Origin of the sequence: Longitalea arenae (genome assembly GCF_016924755.1) — a bacterium.
Lineage (GTDB): Bacteria > Bacteroidota > Bacteroidia > Chitinophagales > Chitinophagaceae > Niastella > Niastella arenae.
The window spans coordinates 24,042-47,555 of the sequence record NZ_JAFFJX010000014.1 but is presented as its reverse complement, the minus strand read 5'-3'; the positions used below and the strand labels follow the sequence as shown (position 1 = coordinate 47,555).

The 23,514-nt window shown below is 48.6% G+C and carries 12 protein-coding genes; 10 read left to right on the top strand and 2 right to left on the bottom strand.

The features are described from left to right. Positions 1-6: 6 nt before the first annotated feature. The 6 genes from JT717_RS22275 to JT717_RS22250 all read left to right on the top strand — a co-directional run bounded on the left by JT717_RS22275 (position 7) and on the right by JT717_RS22250 (position 12,105). Entirely contained in the window at positions 7-2,118 is a 2,112-nt protein-coding gene (locus JT717_RS22275; protein WP_205513251.1) for a fibronectin type III domain-containing protein, read from the top strand. Between the two features lie 32 nt (positions 2,119-2,150). Further along, on the top strand, positions 2,151-5,279 hold the full coding sequence (locus JT717_RS22270; RefSeq protein WP_205513250.1) for a T9SS type A sorting domain-containing protein: 3,129 nt from the start codon (positions 2,151-2,153) through the stop codon (positions 5,277-5,279). A gap of 30 nt (positions 5,280-5,309) precedes the next feature. Further along, a complete protein-coding gene (locus tag JT717_RS22265; RefSeq protein WP_205513249.1) occupies positions 5,310-5,732 on the top strand; it encodes a hypothetical protein in 423 nt (140 codons plus the stop codon). An 81-nt stretch (positions 5,733-5,813) separates the two neighbouring features. After that, positions 5,814-10,091 (top strand): fibronectin type III domain-containing protein, encoded by a 4,278-nt coding sequence (locus tag JT717_RS22260; RefSeq protein WP_205513248.1) that lies wholly within the window; start codon positions 5,814-5,816, stop codon positions 10,089-10,091. A gap of 11 nt (positions 10,092-10,102) precedes the next feature. Next, positions 10,103-11,086, top strand: coding sequence for a hypothetical protein (locus tag JT717_RS22255; RefSeq protein WP_205513247.1), 984 nt, complete (start codon positions 10,103-10,105; stop codon positions 11,084-11,086). Beyond that, positions 11,086-12,105, top strand: a complete 1,020-nt coding sequence (locus tag JT717_RS22250) for a hypothetical protein (RefSeq protein ID WP_205513246.1) — start codon at positions 11,086-11,088, stop codon at positions 12,103-12,105. The genes JT717_RS22255 and JT717_RS22250 overlap by 1 nt, the downstream gene beginning before the upstream one ends. Before the next feature lie 122 nt (positions 12,106-12,227). Here the strand turns inward: JT717_RS22250 and JT717_RS22245 are convergent, their stop codons facing one another. After that, entirely contained in the window at positions 12,228-12,698 is a 471-nt protein-coding gene (locus tag JT717_RS22245; RefSeq protein WP_205513245.1) for a carboxymuconolactone decarboxylase family protein, read from the bottom strand. Between the two features lie 72 nt (positions 12,699-12,770). Next, on the bottom strand, positions 12,771-13,613 hold the full coding sequence (locus JT717_RS22240; protein ID WP_205513244.1) for a sigma-70 family RNA polymerase sigma factor: 843 nt from the start codon (positions 13,611-13,613) through the stop codon (positions 12,771-12,773). Between the two features lie 130 nt (positions 13,614-13,743). Between JT717_RS22240 and JT717_RS22235 the strand changes: the two genes are divergently transcribed. From JT717_RS22235 to JT717_RS22220, 4 genes are all read left to right on the top strand, one after another. Next, positions 13,744-14,325 carry a Crp/Fnr family transcriptional regulator gene (locus JT717_RS22235; RefSeq protein ID WP_205513243.1) on the top strand — a complete coding sequence of 194 codons (582 nt, stop codon included), beginning with the start codon at positions 13,744-13,746 and terminating at the stop codon, positions 14,323-14,325. Between the two features lie 89 nt (positions 14,326-14,414). Further along, positions 14,415-14,882: a DoxX family protein gene (locus tag JT717_RS22230; protein WP_205513242.1), complete on the top strand. Its 468-nt coding sequence runs from the start codon at positions 14,415-14,417 to the stop codon at positions 14,880-14,882. A 110-nt stretch (positions 14,883-14,992) separates the two neighbouring features. Then, complete coding sequence (locus tag JT717_RS22225) at positions 14,993-15,634, top strand: DinB family protein (RefSeq protein ID WP_205513241.1); 642 nt, start codon at positions 14,993-14,995, stop codon at positions 15,632-15,634. Between the two features lie 289 nt (positions 15,635-15,923). Continuing rightward, the gene (locus JT717_RS22220) at positions 15,924-23,492 is read left to right on the top strand and encodes a SpvB/TcaC N-terminal domain-containing protein (protein ID WP_205513240.1); all 7,569 of its coding nucleotides are present in this window, start codon (positions 15,924-15,926) and stop codon (positions 23,490-23,492) included. The last annotated feature ends 22 nt before the right edge of the window (positions 23,493-23,514 follow it).

Below are 23,514 nucleotides of genomic sequence, written 5' to 3'. Positions count from 1 at the left end.
GAACCTATGAAAAACGAAACAGTAACAATGAAGACTTTATATACTTTCACAGGTCTGCTGCTGATGCCGCTGCTGCTGCTGGCCCAGCCTCCGGCTAAGAAAAAGGAGCCGGCGCTTCGTATGATCGGCAGGGCCGACAGCACAAAGAATGCTATTTATCTGCGATGGGCATCCGGAACGCCACTGTCCTGGAAGATCAACAACAAATATGGATTTATCCTGGAACGCTACACCGTGATCCGCAACAAACAAATGTTACCTGTTCCGGAGAAAGTGCTGTTGAGCGCATCGCCGCTAAAGCCCCGCCCCCTGGAAGAGTGGGAAACACTGGCGAAAAAAGATAACAATGCCGCCGTGATCGCACAGGCCCTGTATGGAACCGATTTCGATGTAAGCATCAACGAAAAAGGCGCAGCAAAGATCCTCGCGCAGAGCCAGGAGCAGGAGCAACGTTTTTCTTTCTCCCTGTATGCAGCAGATAATTCATTTGAAGGCGCCCTGATGGCCGGCTGGGCTTTTGTAGATAGAAATGTAAAGCCGGATGAAAAATATTTGTACAGGCTTAAAACAGCTGCCCCCGCCAAATTACTAATCCCCGATTCCATCAGCGTTTTTATCAGTCCCTCAGAATATGAGCCCCTGCCTGCCGTACAGGAAGTGATCGCCCGCTTTGGCAACAAGGGTGTGGTATTGGCCTGGGATGTTCAAATGCTTGCACACTATTTCGCTTCTTATTATGTAGAAAAGTCGGAAGACGGAGGCGCCAGTTTCAAAAAAGTAAATGGATTGCCGGTAAGTAATTTCGACAATGGCGCGGCTAAACAAACCCGGATGTTCTTCATGGATTCTTTAAAGGAGAATGGAAAAGAATACCAGTACCGGGTAGTTGGGTTGAACCCCTTCGGCCAGCCGGGACCACCATCAGCCATCGTAAAAGGCATGGGCAGGGAAATGCTCATGACCGTACCGAATATCCGCAATGCCTATGTAGATAAAAAAGGCGTTTTGCAGGTGAACTGGGTCTTTGATGAAAAAGCAAACAAAGCCATCAGCGGCTTCCAATTAAAGCGGGCCGATAATATCAAAGGGCCTTATGAGAATTTCAGCGATACCCTGTCGGTAGCAAGCAGAACCGCAGCCATCAAAAAAGAATTGGCGGCGTCGAACTACTTTACCATTACAGCACTGGCAAAAGAGGGCGAAAGCAGTACCTCTTTTCCCTTCCTTGTGCAACCCGAAGATTCCATTGCGCCGGCCATTCCATCGGGGCTCAAAGCCCTCATCGACACCAATGGCGTGGTTACCATTAGCTGGAATAAGAACAGCGAGAAAGACCTTATGGGTTATAAAGTCTTCAGGGCGCAGAAAATAGGCGAGGAACTGGTGCCCCTGGTAGACTCTGTATGGTATGGCACCAGCTTCAGGGATACGCTCAGCCTGAAAATGTTGAATAAGAAGTCATACTACGCTATAACAGCGCTGGATACACGTTTTAATCAGTCTGCAAAAAGCGCCCTGGTGGAAGTTAAGAAACCCGAAGTGATCCCGCCATCCCCGGCCGTTATCTCGAAATTCAAAGTAGAAGGAAGCAGCATCACCATTCAATGGATCTCCAGCTCAGATGCCGATGTGGTATCACATACCCTGTACAGAAAACTGGCCGGTGATAGCCTTTCGCCCATCGCCGTGAGAACTTTCCAGGGCCGTGACACTACCAGCTATACCGATAGGGAGCTTTCAGGCGGAAGCACCTATATCTATTATGTGGTGGCCAAAAGCGAAGGCGGCTTAACAACGCCTTCTGAGGAGTTGACCGTAGCCACTGTGCAACAGGCCAGTTCGGCCGATGCACAATTCACCAGGATGTATGCCTACACCCAGCCCGAAAAAAGGCGCATTGAAATAAGCTGGGACCATACCATGCAAGAGGTGGCGGAACTGCGCGTATACCGGGCGGAGCGTGGCAAACAACTGGTATTGTGGAAAGTGCTGCCGGCCGATGGAAAAGGTATCTACGATACAAATGTGCAAACCAATACCGCTTACCAGTACGGAGTGATGGCTGTATTTAAAACAGGGGCTTTCAGTAGTATGAAAACCGTAACAACAAATTATTAAGCCTGGCTAATTCTTTCAATAAGACCAACGTCATGAGAAAATACCTGATTATACTGTGTTTGCTGATCGCAGGGTATGCCGCAAAGGCACAGACCTATACTGTTGATCTCACCGGCCTGACCTTTCTGGTGAAGGAAGGGGTGAAAAACAGCACCAGTTCCCACCTTAATATCGACCTGATCCTGGAAGATGGTAACAGGCGCCGGCTCTATAGCAGGCATTTGGGCGAAGAAGGCGACAGAGAAGATGGCTGGCGCCTGGATGCGCCTATCACGGTGAACAGCCGGCCCGTACAAATGCACACGGAAGGTTTTGTGAACTTCCGGTCGGGTACCGATGCTGATTATGATATTTATACAGACATCGATTTCTGTTCCCGCAATTACCTTGATATTCCTTCCGGTTCACCCCGCATGACGTCCATTACCTATTACGTGCGGGTAACGCCCAATTTAACGATCAGCGCCAATTCAACGATCCTGCCCGACAACGATAAGATCACCCTGCGGGCAACGACCGGCTTTCCGGCCAGCGTATACAACTGGCAGTATTGGTCATCGGCCAATGGCTGGTTGCCTTTTCCGGCTGCGCTCAACAGCACCGGGCAGTCGACCGTGGATGTTTCACTCACAGATATTTTGCAGGGAAACGCCCTCAGCAGCATTACCCAGAATACCTTTTTCATGGTAAAGACCTGTCCCACGGTCTCCTCAAATATGATCACCCTCAGCAACAGGTTGTCTTCACCCAAGATCACCCGGCTGGATGTTGCACCCAACAAATGTTTTGGTGAATCGAATGGCCATGTAAAGATCACATTCGACAGGGCCATCATTAGAAATGAAACCTTGAACATCTTTTTGGAAGACACGAGCAACCCCAATGGATACAACAGTTCTGCCCTCAATCTTACCGCAGCCAGCCTGGCTGCTGATAACTCTTATACCTGGCCGGCAGAATTGCCGCCCGGCGCTTACAAGATCACCCTGTTGGGTAAATATCCTAACAGCAGCACATCTACTTATACGGATGGGCCGGGGCATGTGGGCCGTTTCGGTTTTGCGGGGCCATCAGCCGTGAGCTTTACAACCACTAAAAGAGATGTGTATTGCCATGGCGGATCTGATGCAACCATTACGATAAATGCTTCGGGTGGTGTTGGCAATTTCCGGGTAGGGTACCGGAAGCTGCAGGAAAGCAGCTATCACTGGGCTTCCTTCTCTTCAGCAGGAACGCATACCATTGCGGGCCTCGATACCGGTGCTTATGTTATCAGCGTACGTGACGGCAATGATTGTATGATGAAAGATGCCAATGGCAATGAAGTGATCCGCACCGTAACCATCAGCCAGCCCACCGAAGCGCTGCGTATCGACAATGCACAGCCTATCAACCCGCTGGCCTTTGGATATACAGATGGAAGTATCAGGGTCATTCTCTCCGGCGGTACCCCGGTGGGCGGCGACAGCTATACCCTGCAATGGACCACGGCGGCCAATACCGTGCTAACCCCCGAGCCGGCGACCACGAACCCCTTCACCAGTCTGCTGAAGAACATTGGCGATGGCAAATACATCTTCTTTGCTGCCGATGCCAACTATGCGCTCACAACAGGGGCCGACGCAGCGGGTTGTATGGTAAAAGACACTTTTACGCTAACCGAACCGCCACCGCTGGTAGTGACGGTTGAACAATACCGCTATGTTTCCTGCAAAAATGCGGCTGATGGAAAATTATATGCAAAAGCCCGGGGCGGTATTGAAATTCCCTTATTCCGCTATCAATACCAATGGTTCAGGAACGACAATGGCGTATGGACCGACATTCAACAATCAGACAGTATTGCCATAAACCTTAAAACCGGGGAGTACAAGATCATTATTACCGATCGAAACAATATTACCAAAGAATCGGCGCCATTCACCCTGGTAGAGCCAGACCTGCTCACTCTTACCTTGAGCAGCACACCGCTGAATTGCAATGGCAGCAACAATGGATCGGCCAGTGCGGTGATCAATGGTGGCACCGCACCTTATAAGCTGCAATGGACCACCGGTGAAACGACCACCACTATATCAGGACTTGCACAGGGTAACTATAAAGCTTTCGTGACCGATGCCCGGCGCTGCCAAACAGAACAGCAGATCAGGGTTACCGCCCCCGACCCCGTTGAGATCAGCAACGAAGTGGTGAAAGACCCAACCTGTTACGGGGGAAGTGATGGGGCCATCAGTTATACGGCTAGGGGCGGAACTTTGCCATATACCTATAAATGGAGTAATGGTTCCACCACTGCCACCCAAAGCAATTTATCTTCCGGTAACTATAAGTTGCGCCTGACCGATAGTAAGGGTTGTCCGCTGGAGCATACATTTACCGTGAATGAACCTGCGCCCGTTACGATCCATTTGCCCGCGGCCATTACATTATGTGTTGATCAGGTTTATGAAGCCGATGCCACGATCCCCAAAGGCTTCCGGTATGAGTGGACCGGCGCCAATGGCTTTGCGGCAGTTGCAGCCAAAGTAAAACTCACGAATGAAGGAAGCTACTATGTAACAGCTACGGATATAAACGGCTGTACAGGTAAAGACACGATTGCCATTGCTCGCAGCAATGCGGCGGTAGCTGCCGAAATGCTGGCCACCACCCAGGCATTTACCAATGAGGCGGTGACCCTGGTAAATATCAGCCGGCCCGCTCCTGAAAAAGTAGAGTGGTTATTGCCATCTTCCAATGTAGTGATAGTAAGTAAGAATGACCAGGAAGCCCAGGTGAAATTTACCGATACAGGTCTCTATATCATTGGCATGAGGACCATGGTGGGCGCCTGCGAAAAAACCGTTAAACAACCGATCACCATTGTGCAGGCACAGCAGTTTGATCAACCCGGCGCCACCACCGCACCATTCATCAGGGAATTTAGCGTTGCGCCGAATCCATCGAACGGACAATTTACCGTCAGGATCGGTCTGGAGGAAGCGGCAAGTATTAAACTCCGGTTGATCCAGTTAAATACGGGTGTAGTTGTACACCAGCAACAACAAAGCGGCAGTAAGGTATACCAGTTACCTTATAACGTACACCTTACCGGCGGCGTTTATTCCCTGGTGCTCGAAACAGCCAAAGAATACCGGATCATTAAGATAATGATCCAATAAATACCGATCAGTTATAAAAATCCAAGAAAAATGAAAAAGACAGTTTTTAGCCTGGTAGCATTAACGGCAGTGATTGTTGCAGGATGTTCAAAAGACAACGACAATGGGTCGCCGGAGAAAATGATCCAGGGCAAATGGACGCCGGTATCAACCACCGTAAAGGTGACCGATATACAGAATGGCGGTACCACTACCAGCAACAAACCCGTTTACCAGGGCGATTACCTCGATTTTCGCAGCGATGGTAAACTGTACCGCCGGACCACCGATCCTTCAGAAGGGCCTGGCTATGATCCGCATGATACATTGACGTACCAGTTTAGCAGGACCTACCTGATCATCGAGGATGATTCTATGTTGATCAGCAAACTGACCAACGACAGCCTGTCGTTCATCCTGCAGGAACAAGACGCTAACAAGCTTTGGGAAACGACCTATTCGCTGAAGAAATAACATGCATTCAGCCGAACAGTTCCTTTCCTGAACATTTTTATTGAAGAAGCACTCCAAATCTTTTCTGTGAAAACAAGTTTAATGATTCGCGCCCTTCGCTTAGTACAACTGACTATTTTGCTCTTGCTGATGCAGTTGCCGCTGCATGCGCAGGTGTACCCGGTACAGGTGGTCTCGCAATTGCTGCCACCCTATACACTTAATATTAGTGAATACTACCAGGGCAACCAGGAGAGACTGGTAGTGCTTCTTACCAATACCGACCTTACCAAGCCGGCTTTACAGGTGCGGCTTAAAATGAGCATCCAGGGACAAAACGCAAAGCTCAGAAGCCGTGACGGTGTTTATTACCCGCCGATCACCCTAGATGCCGGTGTGCCCCAACGCATCACCCTGGCCGATCTGGCGCCCTATTTCAATCTCAACAACCTGGAGCTGGAAGGTATTACGCGCAGCCAGTTCCAGCAAAGTCAAAAACTTCCCGAAGGTTTTTACCAGTTCTGCTTTGAGGCTTATGAATATAATACCAACCGGCTGGTAGGCCGCAGCCACTGCGCCATGGCCTGGATCTCGCTGTTGGATCCGCCATTGCTTAATCTCCCGAGAAAAACAGAAAGTATTGCCTTTAAAGATCCTTCCAATATTATTTTTCAATGGACGCCCCGTAATATGGGCAGTCCAACCGCTGCCTTTAACACCGAATATGAATTTACGTTAGTAGAGTTATGGGATAATGGGATTTCGCCGGAGGCAGCCTTCGGTACCATGCAGCCATTGTACCGTACCACCACGCAAGCTACTACGTTATTATATGGGCCTGCAGAGCCGCTGCTGATCCCGGGCAAACGCTATGGCTGGCGTATCAGGGCCCAGAATTCCAATGGCAGTCAGAACACAGACGCTTACCGCAACAATGGCTACAGTGAAATCTTCTGGTTCACTTACCAGCGCGATTGCCCCATGCCCTTTAACGTTCAAAGCGAAGTTAGCGGGGGCCGGGCCACCATTACCTGGAATGCCGCTTTACAACAAACCCGTTTCAGCGTAGACTACCGCGAGAAAGGACAGACCGCCAACCAATGGTACACCGTAAACAGCAGCACCAACCGGGTGATGTTATACGATCTTAAAAAAGATAAACAGTATGAATATCGCGTAGGTGCTTATTGCGATGTGAACCTGGGCGCCACATTCCCTGCCAATGGCGCGGTATACAGCGACATAAAAAGCTTTTATATCGATGGCAGCAGTGTAGACCTGGAAGCAGGTTGTAATATCCTGCAGCCGGAACTGAAGATCGCCAACCGCAATCCTATACAAACCCTGATGAGCGGCGACGTGATCACTGCCGGTGATTTCCCGGTCAGGCTTATAACCGTACAGGGACAAAGCAATTTTTCGGGAACCGGTTACATTACCATTCCCTTCTTAGGCAAAGTGGCGGTTAAAGTGCGTTTCAGCGGTATTACCGTCAATACCGATAAACAACTGATCGGCGGCGTTATTGAAACTACCTACGATAAAGAATCGAAACAGATCGTTGACGTCACTGATTTCACTGGCGATCCGAAAAGTGTGGCGATTCTTCGCGATATTAAGGATCATATACCCGATCCGGCTACCGCGCCGCTCGATGATCTCCTGCAATTTGCTGAAAAGCTGGCCGACGTTTCACCAAACACCATCGACAATGCCCTGGCCCTGACACCGGCAGAAAAAACCCAGCTGAAGCAAAATATTGCCGCCATGAACGAAGCCAGGGAAGTACTGGAAGATAAAAACGCTACCCCTGAGCAAAAGGCGGCCGCCGAGCAAAAACTGCGCGATGCCGTGAAGCAAGCCGCACCCATTGTTGAAAAACTGGGTGAAACGGTAGGTAAGGGGCTGCAATCCGTCGTCAGCAAATGGTTCAATAGTGTTCGCGAATTCCTGAAAGGATACCGGGGAACGGAGTCAGATAAACAGCAGGCCGCCCAATGGCATAAAACAACCGATAGCCTGGTAGCCGTATTGATGCAAAGCAAAAATGTGCCCAACAGCCTGCTCGATTCACTGAACAAAGCAAGCCAGGCAGCCGCACCCGCCTGGCTCGCCCTGGAGAACGCCACAACCTGTAACACGCCTGATATAAGCCAGGCGCCCAAAGGGCCTTATTGGTTCGACGATGTGCTGAACGATTACAGCTGCTATGTTGCCCTCGGCAATGCCCAGTACGATGTGATCGATAAGGTGTTTGAGACTTCAAAGAACAATCTTTTCGACAGTGACGATGACCTGGTGATCGATGAACTCGTTATCACCAATTCGCTCACCGATGCGGTCGTTTACACCCCGGATGCGAAAGAATACAAGATCAAAGGAACCATCGTTAATTACACCATCGACGTGAACGGCGCCCTGTCGGCCTTTACCCACAATGGCAATGCCTATGTGGCCGCTTACACGTACGACCGCAAAACGAATGTTCGTACCGGTTTTGCCGGCTATGTGATCCTGGAGAAGGCCAAAGCGATGGGCGACAAAGACGGCTTCTTCAGTTATGCTACCGCAAAAGCCAACGGCTATATGTTCGATATAGAGAAGAACTGGGAACTGCAGGAGCGGAATGCCGACAAAGTGAAAATGGTGCAGCATCTGTTCGACAAAGGAAAGATCCTGAAGAATAATACACCCGAATTAAGGAAGGAGATCCTGGAACTGGTGAAACAATTACCGGATGCCGTGTTCAGGATCGAAAAAGACCCGAACTATATTCAGTTCTTCGACCTTATACAACTCAGGGATCACCTGAAGCAACAACTCAACAGTATAGAAAGCGCTGTAAAGCGAATGCAGGCGCTGATCGACGCCTATAAAATAGCAAAAGGCGACCGCAAACCGGAGATATTGCAAATATTGTCAGCCGGCATTGTGCCGGAGTTGGACGATGCGCGTTGTAAGATCACCAAAGAACTGGAAAGCTGGAATGTGACGGCCGTGAAATACAATGCAGAAAGAGCCTCCCTGGGCATTTTTGAAAAGTTAGGCCAGCAGCTCAGGCTCGATCTGCTGCAGATGATGTACGAATCGCCCGACCTGAACACGACGGCCTGGAACCAAAGCGGCTACAACTGTTTCCTTACCAACTTCGGGGAGGAAACCGTCATTGCCCTGCTGAAATATGCGCCGAACCCCGACAAAGCCGCCATTATCGGTTACTTCAACAGGAACAAAGAAGTCTTGCCGCGTCTGTATAAACTGATCGACAATAAAGGCATTATTGATGATAAGAACTTCGACAATTTCATCAGGGAACTGATCATTGCCAATGCAGTATACCTGGCGGCCAAACAGGCAAAGCCGAATGACAATGCGCCTACTATTGTATGGAGCATAAGCAATGCGGTAGATATCATCAAAGGAGTAAGCTTTACCAGTGATGGTAAGATGGTGTTCAACCACGTGAACTATAAATTGAATGCCAAAAATATCATCATCCCCATGCTCTTACCGGCAGCAACCCTGCTGGGCGTTTCCCTCGATCAAAGCAAACCGGTTGATCCCCTGGATGTAGTGAACCTGGTGATACCGGAGCCAAGTGAGAAGTACTGGCCCGAGCTGAAAGATGCTACTAAATTCCCTTATACGATCCAGATACCGGCCATCTCCGCTGCCTGGATGATCAACAAAACCACCAATGACAAAATTCAGCTGGGAATAGATATCGCATTGATTGCGCTGAGCGCCGGTGAATATGCGGCCGCCAAGGGAGCCCTGCAGTATATCTGGATAAGCGCCAAGATCGCCGTTCCGCTCGCCAGTGAGCTCATGAAAACAGAAGCCGGCATCAGGACCGTCAACCGGTATTATGGTGTATACGATACCGGTATCCCCGATTCAGTAGTGGAGGCGCGGCGTAAAAAGGCGCAGAACTTCATTGATAACTATAACACCTTTACCACTTTTGTAAATCTCGGCGCCATGGGTGAAGGCATGTACAGCATTTACAAATCGGTAAGAGGGTCTGCCGCAGAAATGAGATCGCTTAGTGGTGCGGTTAATGATGAAGTAGGCCTCATGGGTAAAATAGAATCAGACCTCACTCATTTTGATGATGCGATGCCCGATAACCTGAAGCTGGGCAGGTTTGCCAATGTAACAACGGAAGCTGCCATGGCTGAAAAACTGGTGCAGAAAGGATTCGGTAAACTGGCCAATGAGTTCAAAGCCATGAAACAGGCTGAAAAGGCCCGCTTCATGGATGACTTCACCAATGCCAGTGATGATGTGCTGAAAGCCCTGAATAAAGAAAATTCTGAATTGATGCAAAGCTGGAAAGCTTTCCGCCAAAAATATCCAAATGAAATCCTATGCAACTAATTCATTGTATTATGCAAAAAAGGATCATTCGCTTGTTGGCTCTATTGTTCAGCTGCTGCCTGCTGCAGTATGCGCATGGGCAGTGTATTATCGACGATCTGGTAAAAGACCTGAACGATGCAAAAACGCCCCAGAGCTTTAAAGACTTTATCAAGGGCAATAGCGAAGGCATGATGGCCTATAAGAAGCTGTCTGTTTATCCCCAGATCAGGAAAGATGCAGAAGTGTTGAACGCTACTTCAAAGTTCCTGTCGAGGCATGCCGATTTTATGACCGCACACCCGGGCAAGTTCGAGAATATCATCAGTAATCTGCGGCGGGTGGGCGTAAGATGTAATACCTGCGTCAGTGGCGTAAATAAAGGCATCCCTGCATTGAACGTGATCATCGACGATATGGACTGGGCATTGACTGCGTTCAAGAACAAGAACGTTGATATTCAGAAAGTATTTACCGAGATGGCGACCCAGGGCGGCCTTAATTATACCAAGGCCGACGGCGGCGCTTATATGCTGAATGTGTTAAAGACCAACGCAGCGCAGGATGCCGATTACATAAGCTCCATTACCAAATTCGAATACCAGTACCTCGACGACGGAAGTTTTGAAGCGGATGTATTTCGTACCGTAGGCGACCAGACGCATTTGTCGGAGTTCAAAAGTTATACTTCTACCAGCTGGGAGGGGTTTAGTTATGCCGATAAGAACGTCCGTCAATTTGCCGCTTACATCAAGAGCAATCAGAAATTTGAATATTTTGCAAACGTCGCTAAATTGAGCGAGGTGCCTAATCCGGCCGAATTGGTCAAGAACCAGTTTTTAAAGATCTTTAAAGATAACGCCAAGGTTGTTTTCGATCCGGCCTCCCCATTATTTAAAAACATCACTTATAACGGAAAAACAATAAATATTACAACTTATAAACAGTTGGAAAACCTTGCCGGTAATGCGGATTTCATAAATTCGTCATTATTTAATTTCGTAAAGGTTTATTGATGATAAAAAGAAATAATGTGTTATCCTGGGAACTGACCGGTGACAGGCTGATCTACACAGACGAAATAAACAAGCAGTTTTGTATAGAAACATTGAGCACCGGCGCGATTGAAAAACATCCGGTAGATTTTTCTCCCACTTTCTTTTATCATATTCCTGGTAACCGGCTGGTGCTGGTTGATGATGTCTATGAGCCTTTGTCGATCTATACCGGTAGCAGCGTTGAACCCCTTGATATGCGTGCGATCGGTGGAATTCTGGTGCAGGAACAGGATCCCAGGTACTTTGTTTTTTTTGATAATAGTAATTTCGAAGCGCAAAAGTATAAAGTATTTGACTGGAGTGAGAACAAGGTCAAACTGGAATCCGAAAGACCTTTTTTCATTGTACAAGACAACGCGTTGACCATCCTGAACGGTGTGCTGCACTGTTATACCCTGAACGGTGAACTGCGCTGGCAATATAAACCTGCCGCAGCGGATCCCCAACTGGATCACGAAGACCCTACAAAGATCATCGGCATATATAATAATGAATTGTGGATGCAGCCAGATAAAAAAACGCTCACCGTGCTGGATGCCCGTACAGGCAAACCAATAATCGCTCACTTTAATATACAGGAGCAGCTGGCATTGCCCTATTTTTCAATAGGCGAAGCCTATTTGGATGAGCAGAAAGGCAGGATCAGGATCCTTGCTTATTCACGTTATGTTGAAATAGACCTGGCAAGCCATACGGCCACGATCAGGAAACAGCATGATGCCGGTTGGAGCATCGGTGTCGGGCGCTTCTATCACGGCGATGCAAGAGCGTATTTTACCGCAGATTATCCTTTGCATGGAAAGGTGATCGGTAATATTACCGCAGGAATTTTCAATACCGAAACCCTGGAGATTGAATGGTATCATTCATTGCCGGCTGACAATAAAAATCATTTCTTCACAGGCCAGCCCCAGGCCAGCGAAAAATACGTTGGGGTTAAAGACAGTAATGATACTCTTCACCTGTTTGAAAGGTGATCTGCAAAGTCCCCCGGGCGCTGTAAGGTTTGCGTTAGTCCCTCATTTCAATAAAATATTTGTATACAACAAGTGTTCCCTGTTCCAGGGCAACAGGAACACTTGTAAGATCTGTAAAAGGATCAATTGAACTGATGGATCTGACCTGCTTTATAATTCCCTACAGGAGTGCCAAACGCGATATTGAGGCGGTTAGCCGTATTGATAAAGCCCACAGCAAGGGTCAGGTCTATCAACTCCGTTTCATTAAAATGTTTAGCTACTTCTTCATAGAGCGCATCGGGCACATGGTTGCCATCCAGGATGGTCAGCGCTTCCGCCCACTCCAGCACCGCACGTTCCTTTGCTGAAAAGAAGGGTGTTTCCCGCCAGGCATCCAATACAAGCAATCGTTCAACCGATTCTCCCTTGGCCACCAGCTCCTTGCCATGCATCTCCAAACAAACGGCGCAACCGTTGATCTGTGACACCCTGAAGGACAGCAGTTCTATCAGTTGATTGTCAACAGAAGATTGATCCAGATGTTTTTTAATGACCATAATCGACTTCATCATATTGCCGCCTTTTTCAATAAGATTTACTCGTTGCTTCATTTTATTTTTTTTTAAGGTTTCAGGTAATAGGCAAACGAGTGTGATAAAAGGTGACAAAAAAATCAGTTTTTTTTAAAGGTGTTTCAGTTTTTCGCGGCCGGCAATAAAGTACATCTTGTTGATCTTTCCGGTATCTGTATCCACATCAAACACCTGGCAGCAAAGCAGTCTTTCGCCTTTGTAAAACAGCAGGGCAGGGGAATTGGTAAGGCTTGTACATTCGATGCGGAATTTTTTCAGGTGCAGGTCATAGGCGCTGGCAACCAACTGCGCAACAGCGTTGATGCCGCCAATTGATTTGATGAGCCCCAGGCCCTTGCCACCGCCGCCGCCTGTCCAAAGCGTGATCTGCTCGGCCAGCATTTCTTCCAGCATCTTAATGTCGCCGCTTTTGATCACATCGACATATTTTAACAGGAAATGGTCAGCGCTTGTTTTTTCTACTTTGAGATCAGCGCCTTTTTCCTGTAAGGTCTTCTTTGCCCGGCTCAACAGTTGCTTGGAATTTTCAATGGAAATGGAAAAAACCTCGGCAATTTCCTGGTGCGAATAGTCAAAAGCTTGTTTTAAGATAAAAACGGCCCGCTCCTTTGGGTTCAGGTATTCCAGCAGAACGAGCAGGGAGTAAGATATAATTTCCCGGCGGTTGATCCCTGCGTCGGCATTGTCGGCAGCTATGGGATCGGGCAGCCAACTGATGGCGCCGGCGATCTTTTGATTTCTTTTTTTTAAATTGATGGATTTATTAATAACACTTTTAATGAGATAGGCGGGTGTATTGTTTATATTGTCGCGCTTGCTTTCAAAATAGTCTACGATCACGTCCTGAACGATATCTTTGGCATCATCCACACTGCCAAGTATATTATACGCGTACGGGAATAATTTTCGCTGGTAATCGGCTGAAATGTCCATTACTTTCATTTTACTGAGCTGTCATCACGCTTCTCAGGATCCACTCCTGTTTTCAGTATGCAAATATAGCTGCTTATATGACGTCAAATATTTGCAGGGGCGAATAAGGGAGCTCATTTATCTTTGGGCCATGTATGAACTTTTAACAAATCATATAGCCCGGCATGTGTCGCTTCATGAATCGGACCTGCAAACTTTTTTCACAGCGCTGAAACTGGTAAAGCTGCGGCGGCATCAATACCTGTTGCAGGAAGGAATGATCTGCCGGCATGACAATTTCGTTATAAAGGGTGGCGTACGGCAATACGAAGTGGATAACAAGGGACGCGAAAAAGTCATTCATTTTGGTTTTCAGGATTGGTGGATCACCGATCGCTATAGCTGGTTAACCGGTTTGCCTTCCATCTATAATATCCAGGCACTGGAAGATACCGAACTGCTGCAAATTGATAAAGATACCCTTGATCAATTGTTTATGACCATCCCGCCGCTTGAAAGGTATTTTCATATCGTTTTGCAACATACGTTTGCTTACTGGCAGGAACGCATTCTGGTTTTACAAAAGCCTGCTCTGGAAAGGTATCTGCATTTTCGCAAGCTTTACGGCCACCTTGAACAAAGATTATCGCAACACCATATCGCCTCCTACCTGGGCATAACCCGTGAAAGCCTTAGCCGCTTAAGGGCCCAGGTGGCCCAACCCGGCAAATAAATTGTGATAATTGTCACAACAATTTATTACCAAATGTCACCACCTCATTGCTAAGGCTGTCTGCATCTTTGTGCTCTAAATTATAGACAATGTACAAAGAACTGATTCAATCCATCATTGCTACAGACAGTGGTTTTACTGCTTTTATTTTGCGGCTCACGCTGGGTGGTGTTTTGTTTCCGCATGTTGCTCAAAAATTATTCGGCTGGTTTAATGGCCCGGGGTTAACGGGTGAAATGAATTTTATGACAACGCAGGTGGGCCTGTCGGTGATTACTGCAGCACTTGCAATTCTTATAGAATGTGCAGGAACCTTTATGTTACTAACGGGTACGGGTGCCAGGCTGGCGGCCCTGGGCATTTTCGGGTTATTTATTGGTATGATAGCGACCTGGCATCACCCGCATGGTTTTTTCATGAACTGGTTTGGCAAACTGCCGTCAGGCAAGGAAGGCTTTGAATACCATCTATTGGTGCTTGGTTTATGTATTGCTATTTTCATCGAAGGCGGCGGCCGCTTTTCTGTTGACAAGTGGATAGCTGCAATGCTAAAATAAAACCATTCGGGAGCTTGCAGGTCTCCCGGCCGGCCATCAGCCGGCTACCACTTTGTGGTATTACCGTTTCAGGAAATCGTGCTAACTTCAGTGGTAACAAAATTTGCGACATGAAAAACGACCTTACCACCAACCGCCGGGCATTCCTTAAAACGACTGCCGCCCTTACTGCCGGCATAAGTTTCCCAACGCTCATGATGGCCAGTCCGACAGTCGATGAAGGGATCCATATTATAGGACCCAAAGAAGGTTTTTCTCCCCAGGTAGGCACCCTGGTATCAATGATGAACTGGATGCGCGATACCGTATTGCGTTCGGTAAAAGGATTGAAACAAGAAGAGCTGGATTACCTGCATGATCCCAGATCAAATACCATCGGCGCCATGTTATTACACCTCGCTGCTACGGAAGTGTTTTATCAGGGCAATACCTTTGAGGGTTTGCGGGATTTTAAAGACAAAGCCACCTGGTCAATTCCCATGGGCCTGGGTGAACAGGGGCGTAAGACCATTAAAGGACATGACCTCGCCTATTATGTGAACATCCTTACTGAAACCCGCGAGAAGACCTTGTCTGAACTACGCAAGCGGGATGATAAATGGCTGATGACCGTAGACCCGAAATTCTTTGGTGGCCAGCCCACAAACAATTATTGCAAGTGGTTTCATGTGGTGGAGCATGAATCGAATCATAACGGACAGATCAAGTATATCAAGGGCCGCTTACCGGGCGCAACAGGCGGAGCAGATTAAGCGTTGTTATTAATATTACTGTAGTTCCATGCGGGGCATCATCAATGGTGCCCCTTTTTTATAGTGCTCTCATGAGAGTTCAATAGTGTCTCGCTATATCGATTAATATTTTTTAAAATACCCTCTTTGTGGCATTGTCCCGTATGTAAAAAGGGTCTACTTTTAACATGTCTTCTTGTTACGACTAACATTCTGTTATACCCTATTTCCCGGACTCACAGCAGGCACATCTAACACAAAACCGAAGGGTTTTGGTATGACTCTTATTTAATTCATAAACGCATTCTTTATGAGCGATACCCCTTTGCATAAAAATGACCAGGGTGGGGCGCAACATGCCTGGCCATCACCTTCTACCTTACGTACAACGGATAATGCCGTTAAAGATAAGCAGGCGTCTTTTGCCCAGGCCCCATCCATAACATTGCCTAAAGGAGGCGGCGCCATTAAAGGCATTGATGAAAAGTTCCAGGTAAATGCCGTCAACGGAACGGCCGCCATTTCAATACCGGTGCCGGTTTCAGATGCCCGCGGACTGGCGCCTTCACTACAGCTCAATTACAATTCAGGAGCAGGTAATGGACCGTTTGGTTTAGGCTGGCAGCTGGGCATCGGTGCCGTGAAACGAAAAACAGAGAGCGAGCTGCCGCAATACATGGATGAGACCGGCTCCGATACTTTCCTTTTGTCAGATGCTGAAGACCTGGTGCCGGAATATCAAAAAGACAATGCCGGCCATTTTATTACAGATGGTAACGGTGACTATATTCCAAATGAATACAACCATACCCTGGCAGGCATCAACTACCGCGTTAAAAGCTACCGGCCGCGGATCGAAGGCGGATTCTCCCGGATAGAAAGATGGACAGATACAAACACTGGTCATACGCATTGGCGGGTCATCTCCGCCGGCAATCTTACTACCTTATATGGCAGATCAGCTGCCGCCCGCGTGGCCGATCCATTGAACGAGCTGCGCATCTTTGAATGGCTGCCCGAATTTACATACGATGATAAAGGTAAATGTATATTATATGAGTATAAGCAGGAAGATGCAGCAGGCCTCGATCCGCTTAAACTGCATAATGCAAACCGCACCAATGGCAATGCGGCTTTTGCCAATACTTATCTGAAGCGCGTATGGTATGGTAACGCCACTCCCTACGCTAACCAGGGCGATGTTTTTCCCGCCACCAGTGAATTCTTCTTTGAAACGGTGTTTGATTATGGTGAACATGATCCCGTAAACATTCCGTTCCATGAAACAGGGTCCTGGCAGTTCCGCGCAGATGCTTTCTCGCAATACCGTGCCGGCTTTGAAATACGTACCTGCCGTGTCTGCAAACGGGTCTTGTTGTATCATCATTTCAACGAATTGCCGGGTGGTTCAGCCGTGGTGAAGGCTTTGGCGCTGCAATACGATAATAATGGCCAGGACGGCTTTAGTTTTTTGAAGCAGGCTGTTATGACCGGGTATACGAAACACGATAACGGCGCATATACGCAACGGTCAACCCCGCCACAAAGCTTCGAGTACCAAACACACCAATGGAATACCCAGGTAGATACGATAACACCCGAAGCAGCAGCCGGTTTGCCCCTGGGTTTTGATGATTCGAAATACCTTTTTGTAGACCTCTACAACGAAGGGATGAGCGGCATCCTCACTGAACAGGCAGATGCCTGGTTCTATAAGAACAACCTGGGTGAAGGCAGGTTCTCCGCTGCCCGGCCCGTGCTATCGAAACCTTCTTTCAGCGGTTTACCCGGGCAGTTACAGGTGCTGGAACTGGAAGCCAATGGCGCCAAACAGGTAGTGAAGGGACAGGGCGATATAAAAGGTTTTTTTGAATTGCAGGATAATGAAGAATGGCAACCATTCACCGCTTTCGAGTCGATGCCCGATCTGGACCTCAATGGCGCCAATACCCGTTTGATCGATCTGAATGGCGATGGTTTGGCCGATGTACTGATAACGGAAGAGGAAGTGCTCACCTGGTATCCTTCCAAAGGAAAAAAAGGTTATGAAGCTTCAAAACGCGTGACGAAATCTTACGATGAGGAAAAAGGACCGGCCCTGGTCTTTGCAGATCCTGAACAAACCATTTTCCTGGCCGATATGAGCGGTGACGGCCTGCAGGATCTTGTTCGCATTCGCAATGGCAATGTTTGCTATTGGCCAAACCTCGGTTATGGCCGCTTTGGCGCAAAAGTGAATATGGACCATGCGCCTTTGTTTGATGTAAATGATCAGTTCAACGCTTCGCGCATTAAACTCGCCGATATCGATGGCTCCGGCACTACCGATATTATTTATCTAAGTGCCAACCGGTGCACCATCTGGCTGAACCAGCAGGGCAATGCTTTCCTGCAAACCCCTGTGATCATTGACGCTTTTCCCGACAATAATGCATTCACCAGGGTAAATGTGCTCGATCTGCTTGGCACCGGCCTCAGCTGCATCGTGTGGACCAGCCCGCTTCCTGCCAGCAGCGGGCTCCCATTGAAATACATCGACCTCATGAGCAGTAAGAAGCCCCATATACTTATTGGTTACAAAAACAATATGGGCAAAGAGATCGAACTGCAGTACCAGCCTTCTACAAAATATTATTTAGCAGATAAAGCGGCGGGTACACCCTGGATCACCAAATTACATTTTCCCGTTTATTGCATCGCAAAGGTGATCATGTATGACCGTATCATGAAGACCCGTTTTGCCAGTGAGTATACTTATCACCATGGTTATTACGATCATTATGAAAAGGAATTCCGTGGGTTCGCCCGGGTAGACCAGCTCGACTCGGAATCAATTGCGCATTTTATAATGCAGGGTGGCGCCAATGTAAGTCTTGAACAGGATCTTCACCAGCCTCCGGTACTTACAAAGACCTGGTTTCATACCGGCGCTTATCTCAATGGCCAAACCGTACTGAACCAGTTCTCGCACGAATACTATCAAAATACGATCGTACCTGAAAAACGATTGCCCGAACCGGAACTATCAGCGTCTTTCACTGCCGCCGAATCTGTTGAAGCCCTGCGGGCCTGCAAAGGGAGACTGCTGCGCAAAGAGATCTATGCCCTCGATGGCTCCGCTGATGCGGCTAAACCTTATACCGCCGAACAGCATAATTGCGCCATCCGTTTGTTGCAACCGGCCGGTAATCATAAGAATGCTGTTTTTCTAACCGAATCCAGCGAGCACCTTACGTATCAATATGAACGGAATCCGGCAGACCCGCGTACCACACATTCGCTGGTCTTTGAAACCGATGAGTTTGGCAATGTGCTGCAAAGCGCCAGTGTAGTGTATCCCAGAAGGACTAATCCACTTGCTTTGGCAGAGCAGGTGCAGCTGCACGTTACTTTTACCCAAAACAGATTTACCAACAAGGTGCAGCAAAGCCTGGAACAACGCCTGCCGGCGCCGTTTGAAACCAAAACTTATGAGCTCACCGGTTTGTCTGCCCCGCCCACCTATTTTGAGCTGGATGAGTTGCGCACGCATTGCAATAATGCGGGGGTAATTGACTACGAGGTAATACCCGATGGCAGTTTGCAAAAAAGGCTGATAGAATGGGTAAGAACACAATACCGGGCCAATGATGGGCTCGCCGTATTGCCTTTTGGTACCCTTGAGTCGAAAGCACTGATGCACCAGGTTTCAAAAGCGGCATTCAACAATGCGCTGCTCAGCAGTATTTTCAGTTCAAAGATAACATTGCCCGCACTTACCAGTCTGTTAACCGATGCCGCCAGGGGCGGCTACCTGTTTGCTGATAATTATTTCTGGATACCCAGCGGCACTGTTCATTACGATACTGCCCATTTTTATTTACCTGCTCAGTTCACCGATCCTTTCGGTAATACGGCCCATCTACAATACGATGCGTTTTTTCTGTTCCCGCAACAGCTTACGGATGCTCTGAATAATATAACGAGCGTAGAACAATACAATTACCGCGTGCTAAGCCCGGCTATGATAAAAGATGCGAACGACAATCTATCTGCGGTTCGTTTTGATGAACTGGGTATGGTGGTCAGCTCTTTCATTATCGGTAAACCAGGTGTTGATGCGGGCGATGAATTCGATACCACTAAAACCGAGCTCCAGGGCGCCAATGATTTTCCGGGTGTAATGATGCAGTACCATCTATCATCCTGGTACGATCAAACCCAATTGCCGGGCTTTGATCCTGGCAATTACAAGCCGCAGCCCAATTATGCCAGAACCCAAACCAGGGAAACACATTACCATGCCCATATCCTGCATCAAACAAAATGGCAGGAGTCATACGAGTATACCAACGGTTCCGGTCAGGTGGTGTTGCGCAAAACACAGGCTGAACCCGGGCCTGCCCTGCAGGTGAATGCCGATGGCACCGTTACCCCTGTTCCTGATACCTTTCCAAACCTGCGCTGGACCGGCAATGGCAGAACGATCCTGAACAATAAAGGAAATGCGGTAAAAGAATACGAGCCCTATTTCAGTATCGCGCCTTCCTTTGACGATGAAAAAGACATGGTGCAATTAGGCGTAACACCGGTTAAACATTACGATCCCCTAGGCAGGGTGGTAAGAACCGACCTGCCCAATAAGACTTTTACCAGTATTACATTCACGGCCTGGCAGCAAACTGATTTTGATCCTAATGATACCGTACGCAACAGTGTGTGGTATCTCAGCCTGGGCAGTCCCAACCCGCTCGATCCGGAACCAGCTAACCCGGCTGTGCGCGCTGCCTGGCTGGCTGCCAAACACCATAATACGCCTGCTGTTCAACACCTCGATAGCCTGGGCAGACCATTTTTAACCGTGAACACAGATGGCGCCGTAAATATTGAAAATAAGAACATACTCGACATAGAAGGGAATATCATCCGCGTAACAGACGGGCTCAACAGGTCCGTTATGCAGCACCGCTATGACATGCTCGGTAATAGCCTGGAACAAATAAGTATGGATACCGGCAGCCGCTGGAGCATTTCCGATGCAGCTGGCAAACAATTGCTGGGTTTTAATGACCGCGGCTGTACTTTCACTACCCACTATGATGCGCTGCAGCGGCCGGTCGCGCTGTATATGGAGGAAAGCGGCAGCACTGTGTTACTCCATAAAACAGATTATGGTGAAACGCTGCCCCTTGTAACTGCCAAAGCGAACAACCTCCGGCAAAAAACCGCTATACAATACGATCAATCAGGCATCACCAGCAACCTGCAATATGACTTCAAGGGAAACCTGCTGCGCAGCAGCCGGCAACTGGTCCGCGATTATGTGTATACGATCGATTGGACGGTGCCTGCCGATGTTTACCTGGAGACCGAGCTATATGAAAGCAGTAATGAATTTGATGCATTGAACCGGGTGACCCGCTCCGTGACCCCGCACCTGGCTGCTTCCCCGCAGACCGCCTATATACCCACCTATAACGAAGCCGGGTTATTGGAGAAAGTGGATCTTGCCATTCGCGGCGCTGCTGCCACCACGCCATTTGTCACTAACATAAACTATAATGCGAAAGGCCAGCGGGAAGAGATCTATTATGGCAACGGCACCAAAACGGCTTATACCTACGAAAAAGACACTTTCCGCCTGATCCGCTTGCTTACTACCCGCAATAACGGCGCTACCGTTCTGCAGGACCTCCATTATACATTCGACCCGGCCGGAAATATTACTGAGCAGCGCGATGCAGCCCAGCCGGATCTCAACTTCGACGGCGAACTGGTGAAGGCCCTGAACAAATATGAATACGATGCTTTTTATCGCTTGAAAAAGGCAAGCGGCAGAAAACATGCAGGGCAAAACGACATCAGCCATAGCGGTGCAGGCACTCCACCCAGTTACCGCGATTTTCCTTTCAGCCGGTCAGGCGCCATCAACCCCAACGATGCACAGGCATTCCGGAATTATGTAGAACAGTTCCAGTATGACCAGGCAAATAATATGTTGTTGCAACAACACACAGCTAAGAACAGCAGTTGGACCCGCAGCTTCGAATACGATAATGGCAATAACGGGAATAATCACCTGACGGCAACGACCCTTGGCGCAGATACATTCCATTACACCTACGACGCGCATGGGAATATGACTGGCCTGGAAACATTGCTCAGCGAATCGTGGAATTTTCTCGACCAGTTCAAAGAAGCCGATCTGGGTGGCGGTGGCACCGCTTATTATGTGTACAATGCGGCAGGCCAGCGGGTGCGCAAAGTGATCGAACGCCTGGATGGTACCAGGAAAGAGCGCCTCTACCTGGGATCTGTAGAAATTTACCGCGAGTACAATAACGCAGATACTATTGTACTTGAACGTGAAACGATACACGTAACAGATGATCAGAAAAGAATTGCAATGATCGATACGCCGGTGATAAAACCGGTTGACAGCACCGAAACCCAATTGATCCGCTATCAATACGACAATCACCTTGGTTCGGCTTGCATTGAACTCGATGACCTTGCACAATTGATCTCTTATGAAGAATATTTTCCTTTCGGCACTACTTCTTATACGGCCGTTGATGCCACCAGGGAAGTAGCGGCAAAAAGATATCGATATACGGGAAAAGAAAGGGATGAAGAGTCGGGCCTGAACTACCATGGCGCCCGGTATTATGCCATGTGGTTGTGCCGGTGGACAGCAGCTGACCCGGCGGGACTGGTTGACGGACCCAACTTATATCGCTATTGCCGGAACAATCCCATTAAGCTCAGCGATCCCAATGGCATGGACCCACCGCATGATCCGCCCGTAGAAGTAACGCCACTGATAACGGATGTAGGACCAACCGGGGTTAGCGGAAATTTTCAGTTCCATAATCTTTTTTCTGCTAACAGAAGCGTATCCGGAAGCGGGATCCTGGGCGTGCATGGGCGCTCTTCCTTTTTGCTCGACCTGCCGCCTTTAAACGTACATACTTCCGGATTGCTGGATGTAAATGCTACGGCGGCTGTAGACACTTCTTTAGGCCGGGCAGGTGTATCGGCAACAGCAGGACTGGTACTGGGTACACCAGGCGCCGGATTTAATCTGGTGGCCAGTGGAGAAGGGCGTTTCAGGTTCCCGGTTCCTTCCCAAATACCACTAAGCAATTTTTCAGGAACATTACTGGCCGGTTTACCACAGGCACAGGGTGATTTCAACCTGCATGGCGCCCTGCGCACAGGCAGTTTTACCTTAGGTGAATTCACGGGCAGCGGCTCTCTGGACGCGGGCCGGTTTAGCGGCCGCTTTGATGCAACTACCTTTTTAAACCTGGGCAGGCTGCACCTGGATGCTACGGGCTCTGTGGGTGCGAATGGTCAGCTTAGACTGGATTCGGCCAATGCAAACCTTCGGGCCGGCATTCCTGGCTTGGGCCTGGAAGCCCGCGCCAGCGGCACCGGTAACGCTGATGGAAGTGTATCGGTAACAGCCAGCGCCGATCTGCGCTTGCTTACCTACCATCCGCTGCGGATCCAGGGCGCAGGCTCACTCTCATCCTCAGGTGCCGAGTTTGCAGGTACTTTCTCCGGTCCCGGTCCTTTGTATACTTCCTATATCACCGGCGGCTTTAATTTAAGTACATCAAGGGGCATTTCCGCACAGGCAGGTGTCTTTGGACTGACCTATACGCCATCGGTTAGTTTAACCCCACCTGCGATACCCGGTATGCCGGCTGCACGCCCAACAGGTCCCGGCGGTGAAATTACCCCATGGAACCCGGGCGGCTTAACCATAGGCGCATCCTTTTTCCAGTACAATCGCGGCGCCTTCAATTATATCTCGGGAGGATTTATGCCCGATCTGGGTAGCAATCTTTTCACCAATCCACGCTTTGGAATTACCGGGCAGATCTCATTTTAAACAACATGAATTCATTCAAATA